Origin of the sequence: Bifidobacterium aquikefiri (genome assembly GCF_002259795.1) — a bacterium.
In the GTDB taxonomy this organism is placed as follows: Bacteria; Actinomycetota; Actinomycetes; order Actinomycetales; family Bifidobacteriaceae; genus Bombiscardovia; species Bombiscardovia aquikefiri.
In genome coordinates this window covers 135,321-162,215 of sequence record NZ_MWXA01000008.1, presented here as the reverse complement: position 1 = coordinate 162,215, position 26,895 = coordinate 135,321, and the positions used below count along the sequence as shown (strand labels likewise).

The 26,895-nt window shown below is 56.4% G+C and carries 32 protein-coding genes; all 32 read right to left on the bottom strand.

Annotated elements, in window-relative coordinates; genetic code table 11:
- Window positions 1–10 precede the first annotated feature (10 nt).
- Complete coding sequence (locus BAQU_RS08805) at window positions 11–244, bottom strand: hypothetical protein (RefSeq protein ID WP_094694786.1); 234 nt, start codon at window positions 242–244, stop codon at window positions 11–13.
- Window positions 234–1,373, bottom strand: a complete 1,140-nt coding sequence (locus BAQU_RS08800; RefSeq protein WP_094694784.1) for a hypothetical protein — start codon at window positions 1,371–1,373, stop codon at window positions 234–236. The genes BAQU_RS08805 and BAQU_RS08800 overlap by 11 nt, the downstream gene beginning before the upstream one ends.
- Entirely contained in the window at window positions 1,366–2,751 is a 1,386-nt protein-coding gene (locus tag BAQU_RS08795) for a hypothetical protein (protein ID WP_094694782.1), read from the bottom strand. The genes BAQU_RS08800 and BAQU_RS08795 overlap by 8 nt, the downstream gene beginning before the upstream one ends.
- Entirely contained in the window at window positions 2,744–6,370 is a 3,627-nt protein-coding gene (locus BAQU_RS08790; protein ID WP_094694780.1) for a hypothetical protein, read from the bottom strand. The genes BAQU_RS08795 and BAQU_RS08790 overlap by 8 nt, the downstream gene beginning before the upstream one ends.
- Window positions 6,363–6,497: a hypothetical protein gene (locus BAQU_RS10695; RefSeq protein WP_275542241.1), complete on the bottom strand. Its 135-nt coding sequence runs from the start codon at window positions 6,495–6,497 to the stop codon at window positions 6,363–6,365. Before BAQU_RS10695 ends, BAQU_RS08790 begins: the two co-directional genes overlap by 8 nt.
- Before the next feature lie 71 nt (window positions 6,498–6,568).
- Complete coding sequence (locus BAQU_RS08785; protein WP_094694778.1) at window positions 6,569–6,997, bottom strand: DUF7426 family protein; 429 nt, start codon at window positions 6,995–6,997, stop codon at window positions 6,569–6,571.
- A gap of 110 nt (window positions 6,998–7,107) precedes the next feature.
- On the bottom strand, window positions 7,108–7,803 hold the full coding sequence (locus tag BAQU_RS08780; protein ID WP_094694776.1) for a phage tail tube protein: 696 nt from the start codon (window positions 7,801–7,803) through the stop codon (window positions 7,108–7,110).
- 25 nt (window positions 7,804–7,828) lie between these two features.
- Window positions 7,829–8,278 carry a minor capsid protein gene (locus BAQU_RS08775; protein ID WP_094694774.1) on the bottom strand — a complete coding sequence of 150 codons (450 nt, stop codon included), beginning with the start codon at window positions 8,276–8,278 and terminating at the stop codon, window positions 7,829–7,831.
- A gap of 2 nt (window positions 8,279–8,280) precedes the next feature.
- Window positions 8,281–8,670, bottom strand: coding sequence for a hypothetical protein (locus tag BAQU_RS08770; RefSeq protein ID WP_094694772.1), 390 nt, complete (start codon window positions 8,668–8,670; stop codon window positions 8,281–8,283).
- Entirely contained in the window at window positions 8,671–9,012 is a 342-nt protein-coding gene (locus BAQU_RS08765) for a hypothetical protein (protein WP_143241996.1), read from the bottom strand.
- On the bottom strand, window positions 9,009–9,449 hold the full coding sequence (locus BAQU_RS08760; RefSeq protein ID WP_094694768.1) for a head-tail connector protein: 441 nt from the start codon (window positions 9,447–9,449) through the stop codon (window positions 9,009–9,011). Before BAQU_RS08760 ends, BAQU_RS08765 begins: the two co-directional genes overlap by 4 nt.
- Before the next feature lie 9 nt (window positions 9,450–9,458).
- The gene (locus BAQU_RS10530) at window positions 9,459–9,800 is read right to left on the bottom strand and encodes a hypothetical protein (protein WP_094694766.1); all 342 of its coding nucleotides are present in this window, start codon (window positions 9,798–9,800) and stop codon (window positions 9,459–9,461) included.
- A 97-nt stretch (window positions 9,801–9,897) separates the two neighbouring features.
- Entirely contained in the window at window positions 9,898–10,803 is a 906-nt protein-coding gene (locus BAQU_RS08750; RefSeq protein ID WP_094694764.1) for a major capsid protein, read from the bottom strand.
- Window positions 10,804–10,829: 26 nt separating this feature from the next.
- Window positions 10,830–11,387, bottom strand: coding sequence for a hypothetical protein (locus tag BAQU_RS08745; RefSeq protein WP_094694762.1), 558 nt, complete (start codon window positions 11,385–11,387; stop codon window positions 10,830–10,832).
- 57 nt (window positions 11,388–11,444) lie between these two features.
- Window positions 11,445–12,584: a phage minor capsid protein gene (locus tag BAQU_RS08740; protein WP_143241995.1), complete on the bottom strand. Its 1,140-nt coding sequence runs from the start codon at window positions 12,582–12,584 to the stop codon at window positions 11,445–11,447.
- The gene (locus tag BAQU_RS08735) at window positions 12,535–14,247 is read right to left on the bottom strand and encodes a phage portal protein (protein WP_094694758.1); all 1,713 of its coding nucleotides are present in this window, start codon (window positions 14,245–14,247) and stop codon (window positions 12,535–12,537) included. Before BAQU_RS08735 ends, BAQU_RS08740 begins: the two co-directional genes overlap by 50 nt.
- Entirely contained in the window at window positions 14,247–15,587 is a 1,341-nt protein-coding gene (locus BAQU_RS08730) for a PBSX family phage terminase large subunit (RefSeq protein ID WP_094694756.1), read from the bottom strand. Before BAQU_RS08730 ends, BAQU_RS08735 begins: the two co-directional genes overlap by 1 nt.
- A gap of 12 nt (window positions 15,588–15,599) precedes the next feature.
- Complete coding sequence (locus BAQU_RS08725) at window positions 15,600–16,067, bottom strand: GcrA family cell cycle regulator (RefSeq protein WP_094694754.1); 468 nt, start codon at window positions 16,065–16,067, stop codon at window positions 15,600–15,602.
- 189 nt (window positions 16,068–16,256) lie between these two features.
- Window positions 16,257–17,051: a hypothetical protein gene (locus BAQU_RS08720; RefSeq protein ID WP_094694752.1), complete on the bottom strand. Its 795-nt coding sequence runs from the start codon at window positions 17,049–17,051 to the stop codon at window positions 16,257–16,259.
- Window positions 17,048–17,491, bottom strand: a complete 444-nt coding sequence (locus BAQU_RS08715) for a hypothetical protein (protein WP_094694750.1) — start codon at window positions 17,489–17,491, stop codon at window positions 17,048–17,050. Before BAQU_RS08715 ends, BAQU_RS08720 begins: the two co-directional genes overlap by 4 nt.
- 31 nt (window positions 17,492–17,522) lie before the next feature.
- Complete coding sequence (locus BAQU_RS08710; protein ID WP_094694748.1) at window positions 17,523–17,927, bottom strand: hypothetical protein; 405 nt, start codon at window positions 17,925–17,927, stop codon at window positions 17,523–17,525.
- A gap of 11 nt (window positions 17,928–17,938) precedes the next feature.
- Window positions 17,939–20,239: a bifunctional DNA primase/polymerase gene (locus BAQU_RS08705; RefSeq protein ID WP_094694746.1), complete on the bottom strand. Its 2,301-nt coding sequence runs from the start codon at window positions 20,237–20,239 to the stop codon at window positions 17,939–17,941.
- Between the two features lie 236 nt (window positions 20,240–20,475).
- Window positions 20,476–21,345 carry a hypothetical protein gene (locus BAQU_RS08700; protein ID WP_094694744.1) on the bottom strand — a complete coding sequence of 290 codons (870 nt, stop codon included), beginning with the start codon at window positions 21,343–21,345 and terminating at the stop codon, window positions 20,476–20,478.
- Window positions 21,346–21,374: 29 nt separating this feature from the next.
- Window positions 21,375–22,322: a hypothetical protein gene (locus tag BAQU_RS08695; RefSeq protein WP_094694742.1), complete on the bottom strand. Its 948-nt coding sequence runs from the start codon at window positions 22,320–22,322 to the stop codon at window positions 21,375–21,377.
- A 161-nt stretch (window positions 22,323–22,483) separates the two neighbouring features.
- Window positions 22,484–22,906 (bottom strand): hypothetical protein, encoded by a 423-nt coding sequence (locus BAQU_RS08690; RefSeq protein WP_094694740.1) that lies wholly within the window; start codon window positions 22,904–22,906, stop codon window positions 22,484–22,486.
- A 28-nt stretch (window positions 22,907–22,934) separates the two neighbouring features.
- On the bottom strand, window positions 22,935–23,558 hold the full coding sequence (locus BAQU_RS08685) for a Gabija anti-defense Gad2 family protein (protein WP_094694738.1): 624 nt from the start codon (window positions 23,556–23,558) through the stop codon (window positions 22,935–22,937).
- Between the two features lie 170 nt (window positions 23,559–23,728).
- Window positions 23,729–24,325, bottom strand: coding sequence for a hypothetical protein (locus tag BAQU_RS08680; RefSeq protein WP_094694736.1), 597 nt, complete (start codon window positions 24,323–24,325; stop codon window positions 23,729–23,731).
- Window positions 24,322–24,774: a RusA family crossover junction endodeoxyribonuclease gene (locus BAQU_RS08675; RefSeq protein WP_158215680.1), complete on the bottom strand. Its 453-nt coding sequence runs from the start codon at window positions 24,772–24,774 to the stop codon at window positions 24,322–24,324. Before BAQU_RS08675 ends, BAQU_RS08680 begins: the two co-directional genes overlap by 4 nt.
- Before the next feature lie 184 nt (window positions 24,775–24,958).
- Window positions 24,959–25,195, bottom strand: coding sequence for a hypothetical protein (locus tag BAQU_RS08670; RefSeq protein WP_094694732.1), 237 nt, complete (start codon window positions 25,193–25,195; stop codon window positions 24,959–24,961).
- Window positions 25,147–25,362, bottom strand: coding sequence for a helix-turn-helix transcriptional regulator (locus BAQU_RS10295; RefSeq protein ID WP_143241993.1), 216 nt, complete (start codon window positions 25,360–25,362; stop codon window positions 25,147–25,149). Before BAQU_RS10295 ends, BAQU_RS08670 begins: the two co-directional genes overlap by 49 nt.
- 331 nt (window positions 25,363–25,693) lie before the next feature.
- Window positions 25,694–26,044 carry a hypothetical protein gene (locus BAQU_RS10290; protein WP_143241992.1) on the bottom strand — a complete coding sequence of 117 codons (351 nt, stop codon included), beginning with the start codon at window positions 26,042–26,044 and terminating at the stop codon, window positions 25,694–25,696.
- A gap of 16 nt (window positions 26,045–26,060) precedes the next feature.
- The gene (locus BAQU_RS08660) at window positions 26,061–26,834 is read right to left on the bottom strand and encodes a phage antirepressor N-terminal domain-containing protein (RefSeq protein ID WP_169713294.1); all 774 of its coding nucleotides are present in this window, start codon (window positions 26,832–26,834) and stop codon (window positions 26,061–26,063) included.
- Window positions 26,835–26,895: the final 61 nt, after the last annotated feature.

The window sequence follows — 26,895 nt, the reverse complement described above, 5'->3', positions numbered from 1 at the left end:
TTTTCTCTTTTCAGTTGGTCTGTATGAGCAGGGGTTTCGTGCCGATGCCGAAGGTGATGAGCACGCATGGCTGGCCGACCGTCAACGTTTGTCCTGCTATCTGCCGGCAGGGGATGGTGACGGAATCCACGGTCGCGGTGACAGGGGATGTGGATGCGACCGTGCCGACACGCCCGGTAAGGTTCGCGGCCCCCGTCTCCGGCTGCTTCAACGCTTTCAGCAGGTCGATTTCGCTAGCTTGCATCGTCGCTCACCTCTCCCTCGTTGCGTGCCTTCACGCTCATGCCGCCCGTTATGAGATCCCAGGTGATCGTGTCGATGTAATACCGGTACATGGTCGCTTCGATGCCTTCATTGGGGTTGGCGGGCAGGAGTATTTCGATCACGTCGCCTTCATCCAATGCGGGGTTGCTGAGCATGTCGGCCTGTATGGTCATGGGCGTGCCGGTGACACGGTTCAACTGTTTCTGTGCGGCGGCCAATGCCGCTGCTGCGCTGCTGATGGTCGGTGATGCCATGAAGTAGGGGATGGTGACGCCCAGGTTGGCGGGCGCACGGTCGCCAGATGCCAGTATGGCGGTCTGTGCGGTCCATGTCTGCGAATTGTCTGTTGCGGAGGGTTTCACCACGACCGCGTTATACAGTCTGGTCACGTCCATGCCAGTCTCCGCGTTGACAAGCATGCCACCACCGCCCGCAGTAGCAGACCAAACAACAGGATCATCAGCGGTCTTGCTATCGGCGAGGGTAATGCGCCCCTGCCGGTCGAAATACGCATCAAACCCACCATCCGTGGCCAAAGTTTCCACAGCAGTATCACGGTTCACATCCCAGTCACCCTGCGACTGGATGGTTCCCGTGTCCGTGGCGGTCACGATCAGTTGTCTGCTGGGTGCCACGGCCTGCATGATGGCGGATACCGCGTCGACACGTTTCAACCCAGCGTTCGGCGACCATATCGCAGTGAACCTGCCCTGGCTGACACGCCACCAGTCATCATTCACATCGAAATCAATCTCACCGTCACCAATACGCCAGGCAACGTTCGAAGGGGCGCCCATCATCATCGGAATCATGGTCTGCGCGACAAGATTCGAACTGATGCCCATCTCAATCAGGCAGACGGTGCCGGGGCGGGTGAGCATCACGTTCATGTCGCTCGCGTTCACCGTCGACCCATCGGCCTTGGTGCCGGTCGCGTACACGGTGATGTCCGCGGTACGCCGCGTGCCCTGCTGATAGGTGGCCGTGATCGTGCCGGACTGTACGCCCAACGTGACCACTGTCCCGTCAAGGTCGGTGACGGTGACTCGGGCGAACACCTGATGCGTGAATCTGAGCGCGTTGAGGAAATCGTCGGACACATTAAACATTCGAAGCCTCCAAACTATGGGCCTGAACGTCCGCATACGTCGAATACGCGGCTTGCACGTTCAGATAGGATGACTGTTCGTTCAACAAGCCCAGATACGTCCAGACTGCCGTCTGCTGGGAGATCGCCGGAGACTGCACCTGTATGCAGGGCAGCTGCCATGTGCGCCAGTGATCCGGATATGAGCTGTCACTGTTTACATATATCTGCTGCACGAAACGCGCCTGCGTGACATCACCCACTTGCACGAACATGGGAGTCATGTTCAACCGTTGCGCGTCCGCGTCCAGCCAGTCGATGAGAATCGGCACCTGGTCGGTGAGCAAAGCCCAGAGCATGCTTTCCTCGTCGAACGATTTCGTCTTCAATTCGAGTGTGAATTCCATACCATGACGTGAACCATTGATCGTGTATACGGGCAATGATGCACCCATCACGTCATGTCGGGTGGCGTTTGCAGCACGCCCGATATCCGTGAAACCAGTGATGCGGCCTCTTGGCAGCTGCATGCTCTTTGCAGGGTTCGCGGGATGGATGAGCCACCCGTATTGTGGGGTGAGTGTCACTGGGTCGGTGAGAATATCAAACTGGCTAGTCGAACCTAATGCGTATGTGTCACCATCGAACCAATCGATGTCGAGCGACTGCATGGCCTGCCAGTCGGAAATGGAGTACACGCCCCAATTGACCAACTTGTATGACTTTGTAGAAGTATCTGTGCTCCCCGAACCGATTCCTATAGCAAGGTGGACGGTGTTGCTAGTAGATAGGGCACACCGTACTGCACGCCAATTGCTGCCAGTTGCAAGCGTCCCTGCATTATTCTCGAAGTTTATTTTATCTAGTGAAAGTCCAACCAAGTCGTCAAAGCAGGCTACGAGAACGTAATCCTCCAATGTCGGTGGAGTCCAGTCTCTAGATAGTGGTGTTATGAAACACGAATTATCCGCAGTGTCGTATGCGGGCACAGAGTACGTCCATTTTCCATCTGTATCCTGAACAGCAACATACGTACCTTGAGACCAAAACGCATGGTTTGTTTTCCCCTGTGGATCAAGAATATTATTGGTTGCGATTACCGTACCGTCTTTGCTCAGCGTGCTCGTGGAAGCATTCGCAGTGCCGAGCCACGCGGATGCCAGTGAAGTATTTTCCTCTAGGCCGGTTACGTGATATTGGACTGGAATACCGTACTTCGCCTCGTAGTCGTAGGCCAGAGCGTTGGAGACGCCTTTGTTTGGCTGGCTACGAATCAATGTTTCCACATTGTCTTGTATGCGTGAAACCTGAATGCTGTCGAACAATCCCAGCGAATTCACACTGATCTCGTTTACCGGTGGCTGGGCGGTACTGTCAGCCACCACGTTCACGTCAGCCATTGATCAACCCCCTCACCATGCTCGTGTTATGCCGTGCAACCTGCTGCTGGGCAATCGTCTTCACCTTCGCGAGCAAGCTACCATCCACATCGATTAGGTTGATAGTGTCGGGCAGGTAGGGAGTTCCACCCGCATTGTCATTCTTCGAAGTCGAACCACCATTCTGATAGCCGGACGACGAGTGTAGACTGCTACGGAACGCGTACACTGCCCGCTGGCCACCCATCGCATCAACGTCACTCTTGGTCAGCACATGCTCGCCGGGATTCAGACGAGCATTGCTCAAAATCACGTTGTCCTTGATGGGGGAAGATGGACCGCTTACCGCACCACTGAACTGGCCACCATTCGCATACCCTTGTTTGAACGTGGAACCATCGAACATGCCACCCGTGTAACCGCCTTTCAACGCGTTCGCCATACTCACGCTCACACCAACGGAGGTTTGGATTGCAGCACCCTTGATCTGAGCCACCGCAGCCTGCCAGCCACTCAGATTCGCATTGATATCCACCGTCTTCGGAGCAATCTTCGTAGCATCGACATAGTTCTTGACGCTCAGGAAATTGCCGTCATCACCCTTGATCAAGCCTGTTTTCGGATTGATGGTCCACCCATTAGCCTGAGCAAGCTTCGTGAATAGGGGAGTGTTGTTGCCGAGCAGCTGACCAGTCTTCGGATTGATCTTCGCACCGTTCGCCAAAGCGAGAGCTGCATCATATTGAGCCTTGTTCATCGTCAGGGTGCCGGTCTTTGGATTGATCTTCGCACCGACAACGGCAGCAATCTTCTCTAACGCATCCTTGTTGTTGCCAGTGATGGTGATCGTCTTGCTATCTGCCGAAAGAGAAGCCGTCTTCACCTTCAAATCTTTCAAGCCAAGAGTCGCATCAGACGTATCGACATAAATTCGAGTCGTATCCACTTTAGGAATCTGAAATATCTGATCCAGATAGGCGGACACTTGGTCAGTGTTCAAACCGTTCGCCTTGGCCGTTTCGAGAATCTTCTGGCGTGCTTGCTCTTGAGCCTGAGCCGAATCCTTGTAGGCTTTTTCGGTCTTGCCTTCAGAAGCATAGATGGCAGCTGCTTTACTCTGCTCGGCCTGAACGGTTTGAAGAATCATCTCCCGGTTCTTCGCCCCATATTCAGTACTTGAATCCATGCTGGTTGCCTGAGCTTTACCAACCTGTTTAATGTCCTGCTGCCAGGTTGATGCCATCGTATCGAACTGGGTTGTGGCGGTATTTGTTGCCTGTGCCAAAGCTTGGCTTTTCCCATTCAATGCGTCCAACGCATCCTTGTAGAGCTTTGCGGCGTCTGTGGCAGAGGTCTCCGCATTACTCAGCGCAACCCACTTGCCTTCCGAGACTCCGAGGATCTGAGCCTGATCGTCGATGCTGCTCGTCGCGTCACCAGTTGCTTCAGCCAACTGCTTCTGAGCAGAAGCGGACGACGTAAACCCAGAATGCTCAGACTGCAGCACTTTCAATAGTTTCTGCGCAGTCGAATACTGTTCGGCAGTTGGAGCCTTCGCCGCATCAACGGTGCCCGCATACTTCGAATAGTCGGAGATGGTGGACTTCAGCTGCTTCGACAGGGATGAGTATGAGTCGCCCTGACCTTCGATCGCCGAGTTCAGCGTCGAATAGCTGACGCCCAGCTTGTCGGCCATGTCATACGCCTGCTCGTCCTGCAGTCGTTTTGCCACGGTGCTCGTGACGGTCGAGTCGATAACCCCCTTGGACGTGGTGAGAGCCTGCGTGTAATCCTCTGTCGCCTGCGTGGCCTCTTGATCCTTCGCAGAGAAGGCGGCGAACGCTGCTGCAAGCAGACCAATCGCAGCTACGGTCGCACCGACAGGCGTGATGAGAGAGGTAAGGGAAGCGCCAGTACCTATGGCGTCCAACGCGCCACTCACGCCCTTGACGATGGGCGTGATCAGCTGGAACGTCTTGAACGCTGTGTACGCGGCCATCGCACCAGTCACCAACCCCGAAAGGTCATCCACGGGAATGGAGCTGATCACGTTGCTCACGTCCGTGATGGCTGTGAGAACCGCATTGCCCCATGGATTGAAAGCCTGCACCACATGTCCGGCAGCAGTGAACAAGCTTCCCAACGCGGTCTCCACCGCGGGCAGCTCATCCATCAGATAGGTAACGAAGTCCTTCGCTCCACTCCCCGTACCCCATTGGGCGAAGCCTTCGGAAGCCTTCACAATCCCCTGGTCAACACTCAGCAGCACTGGCTCCAACTGTTGGAACAAGCCCAGCAGTCCTTCAACGGCGTTGCCGCTTATCGTGCCAAGGTCGCGACTGAACGTGGCTGTATACGTGGAAAGCAGCGGCATTTTCGAGTTCACCTGGTTGGTGATCGAATTGAATCCTTGCAGGAATTCGACGGCCCCCGTATTGGAAAGCGCGTTCATATTGTTGCTGAGGGAATTCAAATCCTGCTTGTACTGCTTGCCGGTTGCAGTGCCCTCATCCATGGCAGTCTTGATACCACGGATTGCAAGAATGCCCGTCCCAGCCATCGCGACCAGTGCCGCACCGGCGCCGGCTGCAGCTCCGACAACGGGGATCAATGCTGGAGCAATAGTAAGCAGTGCACCACGGAGCGCGTGGGAGGACTCGGTGTTCCTATCGTTCGCGGCAGCGTTCGACGACTTGGCAGCAGTATTCTCGGATGTTGCCGAGGAATCCGCTTCCATCGCGCTCGTGTTGGACATTTTCGCGTCAGAGTTTGAACGGGTTGCGGAAGTGTTCATCTTCTCGGCACTGGTGTTGATGTCGACGGTTGTGCCAAGCTTCGAACCCATAGCTGACTGTTCACGCGCAGCAGTCACATATGCCGCCTCGGCGGTTGCTGACTCGGCAAGTGCAACATTGTTCTCGGCGAGCACGTCACGAAGATGCTCGGCAGCCTGGGCATGCTCCTGTTCCATCCGGGTTGCTGCCGCATCGGCAACCATGAGTGCCGACTGCGAGGCAGTGCCCTCGGACTGGACGGCATCAAGCTGCTCGTACGCTGCTTTGAGCCTGCTGGTCGACTCGTTAAGCTCCTGCTCGGCAAGGGTGACCACCTGAATCTCGGAAACCGCTTTTCCAGTATCCGCATCAACCTGAATGCTGTGCTTCTTATCCGATACCGTGTCAGCCTGTGCGCTCAGTTCCTCGATCTTGGCTATCGCCTGGTCGACGGAAGCCTGAATCTTCACGTCACGATCATGGTCGGAAAGTTGGGAAGCCTGCTCTGCAACCTCGTCTATCTTCGCAACCGCTTCGCTCGTATCAGCATCAACCTTGATATCGGAGGTCTTCGCCGAAGTTTCGTCAACCTTCTCATCAAGCATATCTATCTTACCGACCGCCTGATCAACGTCGGCAGTGATACGCATATCGGACGAGCCGGAAGTGAGCCTGTCTTTTCTCTCTGTAACGTCGTCGATTTTCTCGACCGCCTCGGCCACATTCGCATCGATATGAATATCGTCATTGCCGGACTTCAGATCATCCTCAGCTGCCTTGGCTTTCTCAATGCCTTGCATATAGTCGGAGATGTCGAGCTTCAGAAGCCCCTTGATGCTGCCAACCTCGGTTGCGGTGTCACTCATCGTGAGCCTCCTGTTCCTTCTCCAATGCGTTACGTAGCTGACCGTTCATGCCGAGCAGCCCAATGATGCGACGTTCCAGCCATACCCATGGGCGTGCTTCCAACAGGAGTCGATTATCGAACTCCAACTGGTAGTGTTCCTGAGCGTCGATGATGATCTGTTGCCAGTGGTCGATGAGTTGTGGCCATGTGGGGGCGATTACTCCTGCGTGGGCTTCTTCGGGGAGATCTTCGTACCATTCGTAGAGTCCGGTGTCGGGGTCGTATCGGCCTCGTCCGGCCTTACGGATTGGATCTGTGCTATGGCTTTTGGGTTTCCACCCGTCTCCCATATGGTTTCAGCGACCTTGCGTCCGTTGGTGAAGTCGGCGAGCACGGTCTGGTAGACGCGGTTTAATGCTTGGAAGCTCACGTGATCTTTGATGAGCTGCTTGTTGGTGTCGCCGAGCAGGAGCGTGGACACGTCTTCGACGGTGGCGACGCTGCCATCCTGCTTCTTGCTTTCCCGAATCCACTTCCATGCTTTCAACCCGTCGGCCGCGCTGACTGGTTGAACCGTGTATGTTTTCCCGTTGATGGGTAGGGTGAGTGGTTCGGGTGCGATGTCTTGAAAGTCTGTGAATGCCATGATTCTCCAATCAGGTATGTGAAAGCCCTGATTCTCGAAGATTGAAAAGGGTTCCTCGCATGGTGGAGAGTCAGGGCATTAAAGAAACCATGCGAGGAAGAATTCGAATGTCAGGATGCGGCGGTTACGGTCACGTTCACACCGGTTGAAGTGCCTGCCGGAGTGGTGACGGTAACTGATTGTGTGTCGACCGCATTGGGAACAGTGACGACGATGAGACCATCGGAGACGACCGTGTACACGGTGGCTGCGGTGGAACCGAACTTGATGGCCGTGGCGCCAGTGAAACCGGAGCCAGTCAGTTGAAGCAGTGCACCAACCTTGACCGATGATGGCGTGGTAGCCGTAATGGCAGGAACCGTGGTCGACGAGAGTGGGTTTGTGATTTCTGTTCTCGCACCGTCACCGGTGATCTTGATTTCAACCTCATCCAAGTCTGTGACACCGGTCTTTGAACGAGAGAACTCCACGATGCCACGACCTTGATAGGCTTCCGTACCACCGTTCTTGTCATACCAGCGGACGTAGAGTCGAGCATCCTCACCGAACTTGTCTGACGCTGCACGGCAGAGTTCCTGCCCAGGGTCAAACACGCTTGCAGTGGTCTTCCTGTTGGCTTTGATGTCGACGCTCCACGCGTTCATGGTGATTTCGCTGGAACCCCAGCCGTCCGAATCATAGTCGGATGAGTCCTGTGTGGTGCGGTCGATTGCGGGGTTGAAATCGTTCATGCCCATCAGCTGCACCCAATTGGAACCATCCTTGGACACGTCCACACGGTATCTGCGAGCAAGTGCTGTAGTCATAATATTGTTACCTTTCAATGATTGGTTATTGATTTCTAAGTGCCGTCTGTGGAGTGTCCACGTCGACGTTGTATTGGATGGTGGTGATCCACCGCTCCACTTCGTCCTGGCCGAGGTTCACACCGTTACGCATATAACACTGGTTCAACGTGCAATCCTCACCCAACTGGTATTGGGTGAGTCCGTCCAACCATTGGTCGCATGCGTCGGCCAGATTGTCCGAGTCGAGGGGAATGCCTGGCATGCCACGGCAGGCAACCTGCAGGAGGCCACTGTTGTGCGCCTGGTCGGGGATGGCGAGCATGGGTAGATAGTTGAGCACTATGCACCGGTCTGGACTGTCGGGCATGGTTTTCATGATGATTGCCGTATCCGATGCAACGTATGGAGCATCGGATCTATACACGCCTACCTGCTTCAGATCGAGCAGTCGGGCGATGCCAGTGAGTAGCAAGCCTGTGGGATTGTATGCCATAGTCACATGCTCTCTCTCATCACGTCGGCCACGATCTGCATGCAGCGGCCAGTCTCGGTCATCATCGGCGTGGTCAGATAGAAGCTCTGCCCATTATCATGTCGCAGCGGCTTACCGTTGGACGGGCTTGGACGCGGTTTCATACGGTAGAAGATGCCATACTCCTGGTAGCGTGCGTATGGTCCCGGATAGTTGACGGAAACCTGACCGTCATCGTCCAGGCGTACGTCGCAGGAGCCGGCCAGATCACCGCTTTCCTTGGGTGCGAGCATGGTGCTCTGCTGACGGATGTGCTCGCCTGCCTGCATGAGACCACGTGTGTACGCGTTACGTGCCGCGTTCTCGATATTGGAGAAGTCGAAATCGCCTTCGAACTGCATGATGACCCCCATTCATACGAGACTGACCGTGGTGTGATCTGGCAGTTCCAAGCCTTCCGAGTCGGCAATGTTGACGAGAACCACGCTGCCTTTCAACGTGTGTGACATGTCATCGTTCACCTGCAATACTTGTGAGCCGGGTTGGAAGAGTGACGCATACTGGTTGTTGCAGGTGAGTGTGGTGGCGCCGATGATGCGCTGGCCCTGGCTGTCGCGCACAAGCTTCGAACCGTCCGCGAACAGGCAGGGAAACGGGTTTGAATTCGAATATGTGGTGACTCCCATGCCGTTCACGCCGTTCTGGGTGCGCACGATGGCCGTATGCACGTAGAAGCAGGCGAGCGGGTCCATCATCCGACCTCCCATGGTTGCGTCAACAGCATCGCGCCCGACGCGCGCAGAATACGAATCGCGATGGGAGCCAACCCGTTCGCCACCTGCTCACGCAATTGGGCGGCGGTCTGCTGTTCGCTCGTCGTGTAACTCACGCTCGCGCCGCTGATGCTCTTCGACGCGGCCGTGTTGGGTTGGATTGCTCCGCCCATGGCCGGGTCGATGCCCAGCGCGTCCATGGCCTGTGCTTGAGCGCACGTGGCGTCACGAAACGCGGCGGACAATATCGCGTCGACCGGAATGCCATCACTGTCGGTCTGGTAGAAGAGTGTCCCGGTGTACTCGCGTACCGCGAGCGACGCGGCGCGTAACAGTTGCGTGAGGTTCGCGGGAACGGTGTCGGCGGCCGACAGTCCGCAGTAGGTGCGGTAGTCATCAGCCACTGCGTAGTCGACCATCAGCACCCCCTACTTGTCTGCCGGAGTGTCCGCGGCCGCGGCGTCGGCGTTGGCCGCGGCGTCGGCGTTGGCCGCCGCGTCGGCGTTGGCCGCCGCGTCGGCCGCCTTGAACGCGGCCAGATCCTCCGCGTACTTGCGACGCGCCACGAGCTCGGCTTGCGTGAATATGACCTGCGGGTCCGCGAGACCGAACAGCTGTGGGTTGGCGGCCTTCGCCTGCTTCTCAGTCAGGAACTTATAGCCGGGCTTCGGCTGCTCGTTGCCGGCGTCGTCGTGGACGGTCAGATATTTCGTGGCGTGTTCGTCGGTGACCGCGAGCACTCCGCCCGCCGCGTTTTGAATGTATTTCATGTGTGCCTTTCAAATAGATGCGCGTCGCGGGGTTTGATGGCCTGCCGCGACGCGCGAACGATCGAACTATTCGGATGATCCGAATGGTTCAGTGGGGTTAGGAGAGGACGACGAACGCCTTCTCGTCGCGCAGCTTGGCGACGCCGTACAGGCAGTCGAGGGTGACCTGCACGCCCAGCGAGTCCTTGTCGTACCCCATGGTGGAGCGGAGGATCAGGCCGGACACGGGGTCCTGTACGACGGCCTGGACGACGCCCATGCCGGGGTTGGCCATGGGCAGGCTGCGGGATGCGAACACGATGGCGCCGGGGTCGAACGCCAGGTTGTTGGTAGTGTTCGGCGTGCCGGTGACGACTGGCACGAGCTGGCTGACGTGCAGAGTCAGGCCGTAGATGTTCGCGCCGATGATGCCGTTGGTGATGTCGTGACGCTGGTTTTCGTTGAATGCGAAGAACGTCTGCAGCGCGGTGTCGCCGACGAGTGCGCTCTCGTCCTTTGTGGACAGGAGCAGGTGTCGGTTGCCCTGGTCGATCTTGTTGTCGTCGAACTTTTTGGCGATGGCGCGGAGCGTGGCCGCTGACAGGTCGGTGCCGGCTGTGCCGAGGCTTCCGCTGAACGAACTGTAGGTGCCGATGATGTCGGACTCGATCTGCTCCGCGAGGGCGGCGACCTGCGCGTGAATGTAGGACTGCATGAGGATCGGCTGGGCCTGCGCTCGCACGAAGTCCTCCACCAGGATGGTGACTTCCTTGTGGTGGCTGAGTTTGACGGTGGTGTCGGTCGAGGTGGGGGTCTGCTTGGTGACCGGCGAGCCTTCCACCTTGTCGTTCGCCTTCAACGTTCCCGGGTAGGGGACGTGCAGGGTGGAGCCGACCTGGAATGTTGCGAGGTCGGTGTCCTTGGTGACGAGGGGAGCCATGACGATGTTGGAACGTAGGACTTCCAACGCCTCGTTGGCCCAGATTTCGGGGATGAATGGTGCTGTCGTGGTGCTGTTAACCATGGGTTATATTGCCTTTCGGTTGATTGTTATGCGAGGATCCTGCCGGCCTGTTGGGCTTTGAGGATCTCGTCGCGATGCTTGTGGTAGAACGTGGGGTCGCTGATCTGCTGGCGGGTGAACGTGGTCGACTGTCGGGCGGCCGCACCCGTGTCGATACCGCTGGAAGCCGGCGGCTGCGGGGTTTTGAACGCGAGCAGGGCTTTCACCTGCGCTTCCAAAGCATCTTCGGTGTCGGCGGTGAGGAGCGTGACGGGAATGTTGTTCTTCGCCGCATACTGCGAGCGAAGTACAGTGGTCTGCGCTTCCTTGAGTTGTGCTTCGAGTTGGGCGTTGTGCTCTTTCAGCTTGTCCGTCTCGCTTTTCTGCGACTCCTGGAAGTCGTTCCACTGTTTCGCCGCGTCGACGTTGGCTTTCGCCTGCGTCTCATTCTTGCGACTCAGTGCTTTCCATTTCTCCGCTTCGGCCTGCCAGTCCGTCGGCTCGGTGGCTGCCGGTGGCGTGGGGTCGCCCGTTGCGGGTTGTCCCTGCTGTTGGTTGATGTCGAGTGGTGTCGGCGTGGATGCTGGTTCCTGTGGTTCTGCCATGATGGTGTTCTTTCCGTTTCGGTTGTATCACCGTCGTTTCGGGGTGACGGGGGAAAACTAGTGGCGCAACCCGAGATCAGGCTGCTCACGATGAGACCTGCGAAGCAAGCCCGTCGTATCGGTCAGGTCACGCAGCTGCTTCTGATAGCCGCGAATCTTCACGCGCGCCTGTTTGCGTAGCTGGGGATCGTGGGAGGCGGCGTAAACGCTTTTCTGTTCACGCACATGCCGTTCCAGCTCGCGCTGCTTCTGCGACGACTCCCACAATTGCTGATCACGGTCCGACCATTCCTGTGGCTCGGGGCGTTTGTCTCCCGACCGCCATGCGGTCAAAGAGTGCTCGCAATTCGGATGCCACAAGCCGGCGGCACGCGCCTCGTCGATCGTCCCATCCGCATCCGCATCCGGGTCGACGCTCAATATCCTGCCCTGCCAGGGGAAGCAGAGCGGGCACGTGTGCAAATGGCTGGGGACTTGGAACAGTGTGATGCCGGCGGCTTGCATGACCTGCAAATGGGCTTCGTTCAAACTGCGCATGGCGGCGGTGCGGACGGCCATTTCCACGTAGCTGGATAGTCGCCAGCGTCGTCCGGCGCGGTCGGTGAAACCGGTGACGCCGTGCGTGAGCAGGTCGGTCATCATACTGCGCTGCGCGTCGGTGATCGTCCCACCATTGGCCATGACACTATTCGTGGCCGCACCGGCCGCTGTGAGCTTGTACAGGTCGTCGTGCTGACGGAGGATGCGCGCCCGGATATCTTTCAGCTCGGTCTGCAGATCCGTGTGGATCGCTTCGGTCGCACGTACGCCAAGCGGAACGGTGAAGTCGAATCGTGGCGGTTCCGGCGGCTCCAACAATCCCAACGTCACGGGTGGTGCGGGTGGCGTGCGGCGTGGCAGCGCATGGGGTATACTGTCATGCTCGACCGCCGTCGTCAACAGTGCGAGCAGTTGGGGAGTGCGATTGTCGAGCGTGTCGACGATCCGCCGTTCCTCACGTTGCAGCAATCGTATCGGCGTCACAGGGTTGGCGAGGTCATGTTGGTTGCGGAGCATGTTCAACGCGCGGCCCAGTGCGCGCGTGTATCGGCTGTCGGCCCACAAGTACAACCCGATGATCATGGCGATCGCCGTCATGGTCTCCGGATTACTGTTGGACTGTTGATTGGGCTGCGGTTGACTGGTCGACGCGCTCACTGCTCTTCACCGCCTTCTCTTCCGCCTGGGCGGTGGTCGGGTTGTTTGACGCGGTGATCCCGTAACTGTTGGATGCCACGCCGCCCATGTTGCTGCCGTTCGCGGCGACCGCCGCCCACAGGTTGGATTCCTTCGGGTCGGGCAGCATGCTGTAATCCTGCGCGATCTGCGCCACCTCGTCCTTGACCTGCTCGTCATCCCAATCGGGGTGCAGCATGCCGACGCGGGTCTTGATACTGGCGGACTCCGCCTGATTCAACAGGTTCAACGTGCTGGCGACGATGTTGGGAGCGTCGCTGGCGCCGTCGGGGAATTCCACGTCGGGCAACGCCTGGCCACGGTCTGGCCCGTGGAACACATACCGGTTCACGTCCATCAGCGCGGCGTAGATTCTACGCAACTGGGGACGCCAGTACAGCATCTTGCTGCTGCGGGTGAGCATGGTGAGTTTCTCACGCGCCTGTGCTTCCGTCGCCGTCATGGCCACGTCGCCCGCACTGCCGAACGTCGCCGCACTGTACCCGCACGCCGCATACGCGCGCTCCACGAGATTCTGGCATGTGTTCTCATGCTCCTGCCAGCGGATCGCCGGCTGGAACGTTTCGAACATCTTGCTCTGGTTCAACGTGCTGCCGGGAGCCTGGTTGAGGGGCGTGAAAATCTCCTGATCCATGTTCATCATGCTGCCTTCGCCGGGTTTGCCGATGGTCAGCAGGTCACGGTTGACGAACACGCGGGCTTTGCCGAGTCTAATGTCACGCATCCAGCTCGTGTACGCTTCGTCGATCGAGTCGAACAGGCTTTCCGCGCCCGCATAATCGGAGCGCCCCAAATGGTATGCGGCCGGAATGCCTCGCATAATGCGGTTGGGTCGCAGGTTGGGAATGTACACGCTGGTCAACAGCTGACTACCGGTGTTGATACCGGACTGTGGGTCGACGTGGATGCTGGCGGTCATGGGGTGCGTGGTCAACGGCACGCGAACTCCCAACGAATGCGTGTCACGCGCTTCGAACAACGCGTATTCGATGCGACCGGGAGTCTGCTCTTCGAGGAGTTTGTATTCGAGGTTGACGCCGTCGATCGGGGGGAGTTGCGTCCAGTAGATCACGCTTTGCAGGTGGCCGCCGAGCCCGAACGTGGGAATCGCATTGTCCGGTGGCATGGCGGTGATGAACGGTTTGTCGTCGACCGTCGTATCCCACTCGACCTTCAAATACACGCCGCCGAACACGGCGGCCAATTCCGCGGCCTGAAGGAGTTCTGCGTGCGCGTTGTCGTCGAGAATGTCGGACAACGATTGGGAGAGGACTTTACCTTGCTTCGCACTGGTCAATCCCTTGTCATCCGAATCGCCGTCCATGTCACCCAAATGGGTGGTGGGCATTTCGGCGAACAGTTGCGCGGCGCTCATTCTCGCGATCTCGGCGGGCAGTGGGACGTGGATCTTCACGGGACGTTGGGATTGCTGTTGGGGGATCGGCGTGCCCCAGAAGAAGCGTTTGACCTGACCCCACAGGCTGGTGTGGGATTGCAGGCGGTTGGTGGAATACAGCCAGCTCAACGCCTCCTCGTCACCGGAATACCAGGCGTCCATGCGCTGGTAGGCGTCTTGGATGCGGTTTTGGCTGATGGGCGGCCATACCTGGTTGTTGGCGGGCATTACCATGTTTGGCCTCCGTTCGTGAGTTGCGGCTGCCATTCGGTTTCGGTGGTGGCGACCGCGTAACGCAGGCCGTCCAATGAGTGGTCTGCCTGTTTGATGGGCTTGTCCAAGCCTTGGTCTGATGCTTTCGGATCCCAGCAGTAGCCGGGAAATTCCTCGATCAATCCCTTGCACTTGCTGCTGATGTGAAGCTTGTTGGTGTCGAGCAGTGAGGCGACCTTGCTTATCCCGTAGCTGACATTGTTCTCACCGTCCGCAAGATTCCTGACACCATCCTGTGCCAGTTGCACTTTGTAGGATGCTGCGGCCGGGTCGACGAATATCCATTCCGGTTGCAGGGCGGTTTCGTAGGGGAGATGTGGAGCGTTGAGCCATGTGCGGAAGCGTGATGATAGGTCGGCGTCGGTGATGCGTGGATTACCGGCACGGGAATCGTATCGGAATTCGTCTATCGCATACAGGTCATGGCCGGTGATGCGACCGTACTGGTCGAGGATGTCATGCATGCCGAGCATGATGCCCGTGCTCGCGTTCGTCGTACCGTAATCGCAGCCGACCGCGAGAATGCGGCTCATTCGGGGAAGCTGATTCCAGTCGATGACATACCTGTCTGGGTCCCACATGGGGTAGATGGCGCCTTCGGCTGCTACCCATTCGGATTCGATCATGCGCCGATACCAGAGTCCCGTGTATTGGCGTTTCAGTTCGGCGATATAGTCGGGGTTGTTCTGGACGAGCCACGTGTTGTCTTCGAGGATGAAAGTGACACGGTATAGGTTCAGAGTATGCTCATCATCCTGCTCATGTTTAACACCGTTCTTGTCTATCCATAGTCGTGCACGGTCCAGCCACTTGCGTTTCAGCCAGTGCTCAGGTCCTTCGGGATTGCATGTGAAGAACAGTCGTGCGCCTGGGATGCTGAGACGGCTGACGAGCATGGTGAACGCTGATTCGGGAATGACCGCGGCCTCATCCAATAATGCGCCAGCAAGCGTTAAGCCCTGTATCTTGGTTTGCGCTTGTGCATCGTTGAATCCGACGACCAGGCATTCACGGCCGAAGATGGTGCAAATACCTGTACTCTGCCGGTAGACGATGTTCTTCGGTCCAAACCATTGCACCAACGGATAAATCAGGTTGTTCGCAATCGTACGTTCGGTACGCCCACCAATCAGCAGCAATCCCTGCGGGCCATGCAGGCAGTACTTCACCCAGTAGAGCAGCTCGCCGACGGTCTTGCCGCTACGGACGGCGCCATCGTAGGCGATGATCTTCGCCCAGTCCGGAATGCTTACAGCTTTTCCGGCCTTGTTTGTGAGGGGTTCCAATGATGACATACAGGACCCCCCCTAGCCAATACCAAGTGTCCTTAGATATTCGTCTATTACGGTGACCGAAGTCTCCGACTGCTGATCTACCTTCTCCAACTCAATCGACCGTTGCAAAGCAATACCAACACTGGTCATGAGATTACGCATCTCGGCAGGCGGAGGACTCGGCATCACATGCTCGTTGTACGAGTTGTCCTTACCGCCAAGACCGCCAAGCAGAAACGGTTTATGCAAGGAATCAAGCATCAAAACAGCCTCATGCAACAGTCTCAACTTCAAGTCAGCACGCAACGCGGCAGCGTCAGCCTGCTTCGCCTTGGTCGCGTTTTTCGTTCGCGCACGTGCGAAACTCAGTCCGAGTTGTTTGGAGTATTTGCCGATGGTGCTTGAGCTTCTGTGGAGTTGTCGGGCAATTTCATTGAGGCTGAGTCCTTGGCTGTGGAGTTGTCTGAGTTTCTTTTCCTCCGCTTTGGTGAATCGGTTCATGTCTGGCCTCCGGGCTGGTGCGTTTCGCGAAGGCCGTTTCGGCTGCGTCGGAGTTGTGATTGAGGATTAAAGTGTAGTGCCCGACTGGTTGGGTTGGAAAGAAGCAATGTGATTGCAAGGGGTCGGGCGTGGATATGAGAAAAGCCCAAACCGTGTGGCTTGGGCTTTTCATCTGATTATCCATTCACATTATGCGGTCACAGTTGAATTTTTGTCAAGTCGTTTCGCGTTTTTTCGTGTCGCGATCCGGTATACGTCGGCGTACTTGTAGAGCGGATGCTGGCTGGCGTCGATGCCGATGGGTTCGATCTTGCCGCGGTCTTTCCACATGGTGATGGTGTGGCGTTTGATCGTGATGCCGCTGATGGTGAATGCCTTCGCACATTCGGCAGCGGTGCCGGTCTTTCTGCCTTCCTGGACGAGTTGGCGTAGCCACTCCTGTTTGACTTCCTTGATGGTCCATGTGTTGTTGCAGATGGGGCAGATGATGGTGGTGGCCGTACTGGGTGCGGTGAGTTGTATGCCGCAGAGTCGGTTGGGGCATCGTCCGATGATTCGTGTTTCCTCTGGTGCGTCGATGGTTTGGAGGATGCGTTTCTCGAGTCGAGTGAATGTCTGCCAGTAGAGTTCCGCGTCGGTGAATCGTGGGAGATGGTTGGATTCGGTGCATCGGATGAGTGCGTCCTGGATGCTGGTGAATGCGGTTTCCTGGTCGCTGTCTTCGAGCCATCGTGCGAGTTCGCTGGCGGTTGAGTCGAGTATGTCGATGAGGTCGAGCACTTCGAGCCTGATGGGTGTTGGTGGGGTTGGCAGGTTGGTTCGTGTCGGCTGGTGTCCTCCTGGGTGGATGGTGGAGTCGAGGCTTGCCTTCAACGGTTCGGTGAATGTGACGAGTCGGAGGATGAGGAGTGTGAAGGCGAGTTCGCATGTGGGGCAGAGCGTGTAGTCGTCTTCCACTGGCTTGTGGCAGTGTTGGCAGTTCATTGGTACCAGACTTTCTTGAATTCCCTGATCTCCGATGGTGTGACGGTGACATTGGCGAGAATGTCACTTGATGCGTGCGGCTTGGCGGGAAGCTTGAACGGTTTCATGCTGATGGGCTGACACTGGCAGTCGTGTTCGCCGAGGTAGGTGGCTTCGGGTGTGATGCCTGCGGCTCCCCACGTGTTTCTGAGGAGTGGCTGGCTGATGCCCATGTTCCAGATGACTTGCATCAGTCTTCGGTTGAGGATGATGGCGACGCTTAGATCCTCGCTTCCGTGGATGATGCCTGGATCGTAGGATTCCCATACGCCGTGCGTGGGTTCGCATCTGATGGTCCATCGTCCGCACGTGCATCTGCGCGGCTTGAGTTTTGCAAGGTTGCCGTCAGGGCAGAGGATGCGAAGCCATGACGGCTTGCGCTGACGTGTCATCTGAAACATCTCTCTTCCGCATAGATATCTCTTGGAATTGTTAGAATTCCGCTGAAGGAACGGTCATTCCTTTCACTCCTCGAATTGGTGAAAGAGCCATGCGAAGACATGTTTCGTGGTAATCGTCGACCAAGTTTTTAACCTGGCTCTCTGTGATGTTGAAAGTTGCATCGGTAAGTGTCCATCCAATAACGTGAAGCCAATAGACGACGGTTACCTGGTCCATATCATGCAAGTCGGCTGACATGAGATCATTGACGGCATCGTGGAGTCGTTCATTGAGATTTGGATCTCCAGTTAGTTGGAAAAGTGAGAGAATTCTATCGGCGGATGCACAAATGATGGCCTGGTCTTCAACGTTTTCAGGCGGGGCTGGCAGCATTCCTTTTGCCCATTCGGGTAGGCGCGGGTCGTTGCTTGCAGGATAGAGATTGATTGTTTGCATGAGGTTACTCCCTACTGGTGTTTTTGGTTGATGATAGTGGTGACGGAATTCCAGATGGTGGTGAGTTCTTGTTCTCCCAAGCCGGATATTCGTCCGCGTTCATAGAATTCGTTTCTGATGTTCGTTTCATTCTCAGGATGATTCATTCTCCTCCCAAGCAATTGGATAAACAATGTTGAATTCCTTTGCCCCTCCGCGATGGGACCTAATTCCGGTTGGCTTTTCCGTATGCTGGTGGGTTGGGTCATGAGCTGGTCGATGGTGGGAAGTGGCCTTGGTTTGACTGGTGTTGGTCTTGGCTGTGGATCGTTGCCTTCGACGTATCCGTTGCGTTTCAGCCATGCGACCATTGCTGGCGGCATGAGTGGCGTCTGCCCTTCGGGTATGTCGAGGAGTTGGTAGTCGCCTTTGCTGGTGTGGCTTCCGGGTCCTATGACGTAGCCTTTGTTTTCGCAGCGGATGTCGACGGGGATGCCGTTCGCGTGGACTCGGTTCTTGAGCGTGCCCATGAGCTCCGGTGGGAGCGCGTAGTATGCGTGCACTCCGCCGGATGGCGTGCCGACAAGATACGTGGACGGGAAATCTTGACTTCCATATTTGCCGATTTCCTGGTTGAGTACCGTCCAGCCGTCCGGACTGTCATCCTTCGACATATCCATGTCGATGACGGCCATACCGAGTCGTGGAATGACCGCGTAAGCCGGCGTGCGGGGACGGCGCATGCTGTCATAGGTGGGGTCTTCGCTGAGTTTCTTCCAGTTGCGAGCGACCTTCTGCTCGTCGGCGGGCGTGTACGCGCAGTTGAACGCGAACTCGGATGGCAGTGGAATCGGATCCGCTTCGATGGGCAGTGGTTTCTTGGGTGTGGTGTCAAGCTGGTCTTCTAGCTGCTGTCTGTCGCGCTGGTAGGCTGCCCGGTAGGGTGCGAAGCGAACCTCATCCTTCACTTCAAGAATGCGAATTGGTTTACCTTGTTCTTTGATCCATTTCAGCCCATTTCTTGCCAATCCGAACCGTGCGAGCATGTCACGCTGTTCATACCGTTTCAGCCCATCCAGCATGTTGCTTGGTGCGTATCCGTTGGTGCATACGTTGTTGATGATCTCCTGCTCGAGGTCAGTCACATCGGTTGGGTTGCTGATGGACACGTCATCATAGGGGTTGTCGCCGTAGCCTTCCCATATTTTGCAGGAGGCCATGATGAACGGTGCTGCTCCGTACTGGTTGCGGAAGTTGAGGAGGCTGGTGAACTCGTCGGGCTTGCGTCCGTCGCGCATGCGAATGTATACGAATCGTCGGCTGACTGCGGCGGTCATGGTGGTGATGACCTGGTTGTTGGTGGCGATAATGAACGTGCATCGGGGGGTGAAGCTGACTGCGTTCTCTCCGATGCGGCGCGCGGTGACGGCATCCCCGGTGCTGATCTTCTTCAGATAGGTGAGCTGGTCGATGCCGATGGTGTCGGCATCCTCGTCATACGCCCAGAGTGTGCCGATGAGCTTGCCGGTCTCCTGCTGCGTGTCGAATCCGCCCGAGCCTCGCTTGCCTCCGAGGATGCGCTGACTGTCAACGCTGGCTGCGAGATCCGGGAAGCTGCGGCTCAGGGTACTGAGAAGTATGCCTTTCCCGTTGCCGCCATCCCCATACATGACGTAGGTCAAGTGCTTGTAGGGTTCGAGCAGTGGGGTGGCGAACATGCGTCCGAGATTCTGTGCTGAGTGTTCATCGGCGGTCACGTCTCGCATGTATTCGACTGCCTTCGCGGCGAGGCTGGTTGAATAGTCGGTGTCGAGGGTGAGTTCGTAGGGTTGCTGGAATCGTTCGTCGTCTGGTGTGATCCTGTTGATGCTTTGCTGGGTGCGTAGGTAGGCGCGGTTGTTGAATTTGATACCGTGTCTGACTCGCTTGTCGAGTTTTTTGCATTCGATTCGCAGCTGGTCGTTCCATGGGTAGTAGGCTTTGGTGGTCTTGACATGGTATTCGGTTTCAAGGTTGCTGATGGCGTGCCAGGTGTCGAGGAGCTGGTTGTTGCCTGTACGGTCGATGTCTCGCACGTAGAGGGTTTTGTTGTCGTCTCCGAGCAGGAGGCTATCGTTTCGGAAGTCCCAGAGTGCTTTGGCGTATCCGTCGTCTGCGTATGGTGTGGATCGGTCGACTGTTTCTCGCTTGGGTATTTTGACGATTTTTCCGATTCGGTCGATGAAACTGTTGGCTGTTTCATGATCTATGGTTTCGAGTCCAAGCAGGAGCTGGGCGACGAATTTTGGTCCGTTGGGTATTTTCGTACTGGAATATGAGTATAAGGAAAACATTACGGTTCTAACACTTCCTTACACATAAGTGTTAGGCTCACAATCCCAATGTTTCCAATGGTTTTGGCTATCATATTTCTATTCCTAACAGTTCTAACAGTTTTATAGGGTTTATATAGATATGTATTAGGGGGGGAGTGAAAAGAAGTGTTAGGCGATTGAATTGAAAGTGTCGTGAGAACTACTGTTTTCAAAGGTTTCATCGCCTAACACTTTTCCTAACACTTTTCGCAGTTTTAGAATTCTGGTTGTTCTTCGTTGGCTGCTGGTTGCAATATCTGCTGGACCTGTGGCTCCGAGAGTCCGGTGAGTCCCGCGATCTCCGTCATGCTTTTCCCGGCGGCCTGAAGCTGCTGCAGCTGCATTATGTTGACCTGTGGTGCGGGTGCCGCTGCTGGGGGCGTCTGCTGGACTGGTGGCTGCTGCGCGTACTGAGCAGGCTGTTGGTAAGTTTGTGGAACCTGCTGTGCGATGCTGCCCACTGGTGGCTGCTGGTATGGTGCGGCTGCGGGGGACTGCTGGAATGATCGTGGGGCTTGCTGCGTAAAGTTGCCCACTGGTGGCTGCTGTCCGAGCAGTGCGTCCACGCCGTCATGATGCTGGATCTGGTATTCGTAGACTTTGGGTGGCTGTGGGGCGTTGCCTCGTTCCCCGTAGCCGGTGAAGGTGGCGGTGAACTGGTCTCCCTTCCCTGGCTTCTTGATGCCGGCCTTCTGGCAGGCCTCTCGGAACGCCTTCAATTGGATTCCCCATCCCTTGATCCAGATGCTTCTGCGTCCGTCATCGTCGTCGACGCTGGGGTCTCGTTGATTGGTTTGGATGACGATGTGGATCTGCATCTGTGGGCGGCCATCATTCCAGTAGGAGGGTTGCTTGGTCTGGAAGTCGCGTATCTGGCTGGTTTCGATGAGGTCGAGTGTGCCGGTGATTGTTGCTCCTGGTTGGCTGTCGCCGTTGAAGTAGCTTTTGGCTCCGCTTCCGTTGAGTAGGTCGTCGAGGCTTTCGAGTTTTCCTGCGGGCTGCTGGGGCTGTTGTTGTGGGTAGCCGCCGTACTGCTGTGGCTGCTGGTATCCGTTGTTATAGCTTTGGTTGTTGTTTGCGAACATGATTCGTTGCTTCTTTCCTTGATTCTTGGTTATTTGTTGGGGTAGGTGGCTTCCAGCAGTGGAATCAACTGTTTCCACTTGTCGGGCACCAGGCTTGTGTTGGGTTCGTTGATGCCGAGTGGATCGTCGTCGGGCCATGTGCCGTCGCTGAAGTCGTGGGTTGGGCTTGGTGGCAGGAGGCTGATCCATGCGTCGCGCACTTCCGGCCCGTCTGACTGTTCGATGATGTCCATGATGTTGACGGTGAGCTGGGCTCGGGCGAGTGCCCATTTGCCGGGCTGTGGGTCCCATTGGTGTTCCCAGGGGAGTGCATCGTTGAGACTGACGCTGTTGCGGGGGAGGAAGTAGATCGCCGACCTGCTGATTGGCTGTTCCTCGTTGGCGAGCCCGAGCCCGTAGAGGCTTGCTTGCACGGCGTACTGCTGGCTGATGCCGTTGGCTTTCACGTTGCACAGCGTGGTCTGGCCGACTATTTTCCAGTCGATGGTGGTGGCGTTCTTCCTGTCGTACAGGTCGATGCTGCCGCTGACCTTGTAGCCGCCGTAGAGGCCGTTCAAATGTCCTACGGTGACGCGTTTCTCCGTTTCGAATCGTTTCCCTTCCCTGTCCTCGTCGAATCCCTGCGGGTTCAATGTGGGGAAGAGCTGTTCGAATTGGGCGTGGACTGCGGTGCCGATGTAGGGGAGCCAGCCGACCGACTGCTGCTGTGGCCATCCGGCGAGTTTCGCGGCCAAAGTGTGGAGACTGTCGGTGCCGAGTTCGCTTGGACCGAGTTCCACCTGTCGGTTGCGTGGGTTGTCGCGGATGCTGGTTTCGATGATTGTGCGGATCTCCGGCCACAGTGTGGGCTCGTCATCCTGCGGTGTTGGGAACTTGTACGTTTTATGTACTGGTTCGATGGTCTTAGCTTGGTCACTGTTGGCTGGGTGCTGCTGTTTTGCCTGTGCGACGGCGAGTATGTTTGCCTTGCTGCTCATTGTGTTCTCCTTCCTGTGGTGTCGAGTATTTGGCCGCAGCGTGCGCATTGGATGATCCTGTAACGGCTGGTGACGATGATGCCGTGCCGTTCGTGGAGGATGCGTGACCTGGGCTTGTGGCCGAGAATCATGCACGTGAAGCCGCGCAAACGTTTCAGAGTTCATGCGATCACGACCGATGGCTTGCGTGAGGCCATGACCGGTGCAAGCTGCTGTTCGCCCAACTGCTTCCGTGCTTCCTTGCTGTCGGGCGCGAGCTTGTACAGGTCGGGGTACTCGGTCGGTGGAAAGGTCTTCGTGAACTTGGTGGCGTTGATGGTTTTGGCGCCTTCCTTGACTTGGACGGTGAGACTACCGGCAGCGTACTTGCCTGGCTGCCACTGGTCGAGGATCGTGTTCTTGATGCCGGTGACTTCGTCCTCGCGAGTCTTGATCTCGTCTTGGAGTTCGGCGATGCGCTTGGCTTGTGCTTCGAGGAGCGCCTGCCGTTGTTCCATCTCGACGTTGGCATCCTGCTGATGGAGTGTGAAACCTGCCACTGCTATCATCTGTGCATCTGTTGGGTCCTGTATTGTGGTGTTCATTGGTTGCTTCTTTCCTATGATGTTTTTGTTAGTCCATTGATTCTTCGAGGCTTTTGGTCAGAGCTTCTTCAAGCTCGTCGGCGGTGTCCTCGGAATTGTGTGGCTCCCAGTTGCGAATGGCGAGCAGCAGCTTGACCTTTGATTCGCGGCAGAGATTGAACCCATATCGCGTGTACTTGAACATGCGTTGGAATGTGCTGATAGGGAGAACCATCTTGCCGTCGATGACTAGGCGATGCGTTTCGAGATGCTCGAAGAAGTCAGGATGAAACACGGCTTCAAACTTCACCTCGTCATCTTCGGATATGAGGCGCCATGCAAACTTGGTCACCGTGAAATCGAATTCGCCGATGACACTTTCCGCATCGCCATAGATATATGTGACAAGGTCGATGCTTTGCCCGTCCTTGCGCACTCCCGTGGCATGGTCGTTCTTGTACGTCTGCTCCCATCCGTCCGCAAGCATTCGTGAAAGCGTGTCTTCGTAGTGGCTGCTGTCAGTGAAGTACATGTCGAGGTCGCGAGGTTTCTTGCCTTCGAAAACATGCTTTGCGAATCCTCCCGCGAAGCAGTCCCCGTCGTGTTTGAGATATTTGTTGAACTGGTGGAACTGTTTGAAGTTTTCACCGTCTTCGACGATCGCGTCGTTCATTGGTTGCTTCTTTCCTGTGATGTTCTGACTGGCGTCCACATGACCCTGTGGGCTGGGAATTGATGGTGATGCTGTTCACATATGCTGATTGCCTGTTCGATGTCGCATGGCGGGTGCAGGGCATGGTGGACGTTGCATCGGGGCAGATACTGTCGTTGGATGCTCAAGGTTTAGACTTCCGTGAGGCTGGGCTGGTCGGCTCCGGCTTCGCGGCTGAGTCGCCGCTCCCATGTCTTGTATTCGATGGCTGCCGTGTAGGAGAGTCTGCCGCTGTCGTATTTGAACCGTTGACCGCATTTCAGGCAGAACTCGGGATATGGTCGCTTTCTGTACAGTTCGAGCAGCTGGGGTTTGTCGTGGTGGTCGAATGATCCCCAGACTGGTTCGCCGCAGCGTGGGCAGCATGAGTATGGTGGTTCGTCGACTACCTGCTTTGGGCTGCTGGTCGCGTATTTGATGATCTTCCACGGGTCGCTGTCCTTGTCGAACTGGCTTGCCCAGTCGGATGCCATCTGATCGATGGGCCGCAGGGTCTCCATCTGTTTCTTGAATTCGGTGAACGTGTCATAGTCGCTGAACAGTCCGTTCTGGTTGGCGAGGTGGAGAAGTGCGACTCTCATGCTGTGTGGCCATGCGAGTAGTGGGTTGATTTGCAGGGTGATGGTGACTGGCTTGGGTGTCTGGGTTTTCTTGAGTTCTTGGAAGACTTCCATGCTGGCGGTCACGTGGGTGAGTGGGGCTGTTGCGAGTGGTGTGGTGTCGTTCATGAGTGTTGCCTTTCTTCGATGTAGATGAGCGTGTGCGGCTGGTAGGGTTCGCCCTTGTGGGTGAGTGGGTCGTCTGGCTTGCGTCGGCGCATGCCTTTCCCGTCCTTGCATGGCATGTACGGGTCGGGGAGGTATTTGTCGACGAGGCTGCGGGTGATCTGGCTGTCGTCGTTGAATGCGACCGTGTTGAGCGCGTCGGTAACGAGCTTTTCCAAGTTGTCCCAGTCCTTGATTTGTCGGCTGGCCATCCAGAATTCAAGACGGATGCCAACCTCACCGGTGATGGGGTGCACATTCGAATATTTCGCGTTGAAGAGTCTGAGAATGTCTTTCTGCGCATCCTTGGTTCTTTTCGGGGTGACGCCCCGCATGTGGCCTTGGATCCGATACACCTTGGGACGCTGCTTCGGCTGCGGGTCGCCGGGCACGATGAGCATGAAATCTGTCATGATCGGATAGTCCTTTGATGGTGTGAATGGTTCTGATACGGGTTGTTGCCCTTGATTTTCTGGGGTTGTGTGTCGGGGCATGGATAGTGTGGATTCATGGCGTGCGGACACCGGTTGATGCCCACGTCCGGACGGTTGCAGAATTCACACTTGTGGACTGAACCGTTGAGAAATGTTCTCGCCGTCATAGCCGCAGCCTCCAAGCCATCCAGAATGAGACGGAAAGCGAGACTGGGAAGACGGTCAGCCATGGCATGAGACCAACGCCTGCTGTCGCTCCTGCGGCAAGCCAGATGAAGCTCATGAATGCGATGGCGCCTGCGACCGCGAAGATCAGGAGCGTGCCGATGAAGGCGATGGTCTTGACCGTGGCTATTTGTGGTCTTCGAGTGTGCAGGTGCGTATGCGACCGTTGAGCCATGTTTGTATGTCTGACTGCCAGTAGCGGATCGTGTGCACTCCGAATCTCACGAACTGTGGTCCGGTCCCGTTGAATCGTTGTTGTGAGAGACCGTTGGTGGTCATGGCCATGAGTGCCGCTGCCTGTTTGGCTGTGAGGAGCTTGTCGTCCTCCAAGGTTCTGGGCATGATGCTCAACTCCTGTTATTCTTAGTAATGACATTGGATTGGTTTCCTTCTGTCGCTTGCCGCCGCTGTGACCGGCGGCATTTTCTTTGTTATGGTGTTTTTCAAATCGGGGATACCCTGTACCTATCAACTACAAGTTCTGTGATGGTTGGAAGGGGAATGTGATGAATGTTTCTGATGAGGATGATGCGAGGAAGAGCATTATTGAGCTGGCGAATCGTGCAAGTGATGCAGCGCGAGATCTGCGTGAGACTCGTGTCGCCTTTCTTGCCTCTCCTGCAGATGTTGATGCTCTGACTGCACGCCAGATGCGAACCGAAGAGGCATTGGACTACTTGTGTATAGCTTTCTCTTTGCTTGTAGCTCCGGCCGCTCGTGGAAACTTGTAGAAGGCATTGACGATATCTTCGATGTTTTCCAATGGTTCTGGGTGACTTCCTGGACCGTCGAGCATTTCGAGACGTTCTCTCACGGTCGATTGCCGGTTTTCCCTGTCGTCGGGACTCCTATCGGTTTCGAGGCCCTCAATGAAACCTGAATCGTTGAGAATGCGGGAAAGCCTCTCCAGTTTTCCTGCCAGCGAGTGAATGCTGTCGCTGATGATTTTTACGATGGGGGATGGCTTATGGTAGATGAGTTCGGACGAACCCCATGACCGTTCCCCGTTTTCCTGATTTTTCATGATCTGATTCTCCTTTCTATGCGGTGAGCTGTTGCTGTGGCGCGAATTGTGTGACCCATGTCTGGTCGAAGAGTGGACGGTCGGCTTCCGTGTACGCGTACACCTTGCGTATCTGCCCATAGGATGTGACCGTGTCGGCGCGTGCGGGGTCCTGCCCATGCTTGCTGACGTACAGTTTCTTCAACTGTTTCCCGAAGTTGGGTGAGATGCGAGGGCGCTGTCTCACGGGAATGTTCTTCTCCTTCAGATAGTCGCTTACGTACAGTGGCCTGGTCGAGGGGTCGAGTTCCGGCACTTCGCCCAGTTCCCGTCCGATCACGATGCGGGCTTTTGCTTCAAGGAATTCCTTGTGTACGATGCCTTCCGCGGCCTTGATGAGTTCCATGTTTTCCAGACGTTGCAGGTGCTGTGCTTTCAGCAGGTGTTCGTTGACTGCGACACCGGTGTTGAAGTACCGGTCGAGCGCGTCGGCAGCCTCACGCTGGTAAGCGACGACCATATCCTTGGCGGTCTGTTTCCTGAGACGGCTGGTATCGATGGTTGCCAGCCACATCGTGAACGTGCGACGATCGATCATCGCCATGTCGTAGATTTTGCCGTCAGCACCAGTTGTTGCCGTTATGGCAACAACAGCCCATGGCTGTCTCTGCAATCTGCGGTACTGGCTCGTGTACTCGATCCCAAGGTTTTCACAGAGAGGCTTCAACGCGACTGAAATGGTGCCACTGTCTTTCTGTGCTTCGATTACCTGTCCGTTGAACGGGACTCGGACTATACTTGTGAATATCATTTCAACTCCTTGTAAGTTGGATTGATGCGCCACTGTTAGAGCAGTGGCATTTTTTTTATTC

Bases quoted from the DNA above. Each gene is read 5' to 3' on its own strand.
- BAQU_RS08805 (WP_094694786.1), bottom strand. From the start codon at position 244: ATGCAAGCTAGCGAAATCGACCTGCTGAAAGCGTTGAAGCAGCCGGAG.
- BAQU_RS08800 (WP_094694784.1), bottom strand. From the start codon at position 1,373: ATGTTTAATGTGTCCGACGATTTCCTCAACGCGCTCAGATTCACGCAT.
- BAQU_RS08795 (WP_094694782.1), bottom strand. From the start codon at position 2,751: ATGGCTGACGTGAACGTGGTGGCTGACAGTACCGCCCAGCCACCGGTA.
- BAQU_RS08790 (WP_094694780.1), bottom strand. From the start codon at position 6,370: ATGAGTGACACCGCAACCGAGGTTGGCAGCATCAAGGGGCTTCTGAAG.
- BAQU_RS08785 (WP_094694778.1), bottom strand. From the start codon at position 6,997: ATGGCATTCACAGACTTTCAAGACATCGCACCCGAACCACTCACCCTA.
- BAQU_RS08780 (WP_094694776.1), bottom strand. From the start codon at position 7,803: ATGACTACAGCACTTGCTCGCAGATACCGTGTGGACGTGTCCAAGGAT.
- BAQU_RS08775 (WP_094694774.1), bottom strand. From the start codon at position 8,278: ATGGCATACAATCCCACAGGCTTGCTACTCACTGGCATCGCCCGACTG.
- BAQU_RS08770 (WP_094694772.1), bottom strand. From the start codon at position 8,670: ATGGGGGTCATCATGCAGTTCGAAGGCGATTTCGACTTCTCCAATATC.
- BAQU_RS08765 (WP_143241996.1), bottom strand. From the start codon at position 9,012: ATGATGGACCCGCTCGCCTGCTTCTACGTGCATACGGCCATCGTGCGC.
- BAQU_RS08760 (WP_094694768.1), bottom strand. From the start codon at position 9,449: ATGGTCGACTACGCAGTGGCTGATGACTACCGCACCTACTGCGGACTG.
- BAQU_RS10530 (WP_094694766.1), bottom strand. From the start codon at position 9,800: ATGAAATACATTCAAAACGCGGCGGGCGGAGTGCTCGCGGTCACCGAC.
- BAQU_RS08750 (WP_094694764.1), bottom strand. From the start codon at position 10,803: ATGGTTAACAGCACCACGACAGCACCATTCATCCCCGAAATCTGGGCC.
- BAQU_RS08745 (WP_094694762.1), bottom strand. From the start codon at position 11,387: ATGGCAGAACCACAGGAACCAGCATCCACGCCGACACCACTCGACATC.
- BAQU_RS08735 (WP_094694758.1), bottom strand. From the start codon at position 14,247: ATGCCCGCCAACAACCAGGTATGGCCGCCCATCAGCCAAAACCGCATC.
- BAQU_RS08730 (WP_094694756.1), bottom strand. From the start codon at position 15,587: ATGTCATCATTGGAACCCCTCACAAACAAGGCCGGAAAAGCTGTAAGC.
- BAQU_RS08725 (WP_094694754.1), bottom strand. From the start codon at position 16,067: ATGAACCGATTCACCAAAGCGGAGGAAAAGAAACTCAGACAACTCCAC.
- BAQU_RS08720 (WP_094694752.1), bottom strand. From the start codon at position 17,051: ATGAACTGCCAACACTGCCACAAGCCAGTGGAAGACGACTACACGCTC.
- BAQU_RS08715 (WP_094694750.1), bottom strand. From the start codon at position 17,491: ATGTTTCAGATGACACGTCAGCGCAAGCCGTCATGGCTTCGCATCCTC.
- BAQU_RS08710 (WP_094694748.1), bottom strand. From the start codon at position 17,927: ATGCAAACAATCAATCTCTATCCTGCAAGCAACGACCCGCGCCTACCC.
- BAQU_RS08705 (WP_094694746.1), bottom strand. From the start codon at position 20,239: ATGTTTTCCTTATACTCATATTCCAGTACGAAAATACCCAACGGACCA.
- BAQU_RS08700 (WP_094694744.1), bottom strand. From the start codon at position 21,345: ATGTTCGCAAACAACAACCAAAGCTATAACAACGGATACCAGCAGCCA.
- BAQU_RS08695 (WP_094694742.1), bottom strand. From the start codon at position 22,322: ATGAGCAGCAAGGCAAACATACTCGCCGTCGCACAGGCAAAACAGCAG.
- BAQU_RS08690 (WP_094694740.1), bottom strand. From the start codon at position 22,906: ATGAACACCACAATACAGGACCCAACAGATGCACAGATGATAGCAGTG.
- BAQU_RS08685 (WP_094694738.1), bottom strand. From the start codon at position 23,558: ATGAACGACGCGATCGTCGAAGACGGTGAAAACTTCAAACAGTTCCAC.
- BAQU_RS08680 (WP_094694736.1), bottom strand. From the start codon at position 24,325: ATGAACGACACCACACCACTCGCAACAGCCCCACTCACCCACGTGACC.
- BAQU_RS08675 (WP_158215680.1), bottom strand. From the start codon at position 24,774: ATGACAGATTTCATGCTCATCGTGCCCGGCGACCCGCAGCCGAAGCAG.
- BAQU_RS08670 (WP_094694732.1), bottom strand. From the start codon at position 25,195: ATGGCTCAACGGTCGCATACGCACCTGCACACTCGAAGACCACAAATA.
- BAQU_RS10295 (WP_143241993.1), bottom strand. From the start codon at position 25,362: ATGCCCAGAACCTTGGAGGACGACAAGCTCCTCACAGCCAAACAGGCA.
- BAQU_RS10290 (WP_143241992.1), bottom strand. From the start codon at position 26,044: ATGAAAAATCAGGAAAACGGGGAACGGTCATGGGGTTCGTCCGAACTC.
- BAQU_RS08660 (WP_169713294.1), bottom strand. From the start codon at position 26,834: ATGATATTCACAAGTATAGTCCGAGTCCCGTTCAACGGACAGGTAATC.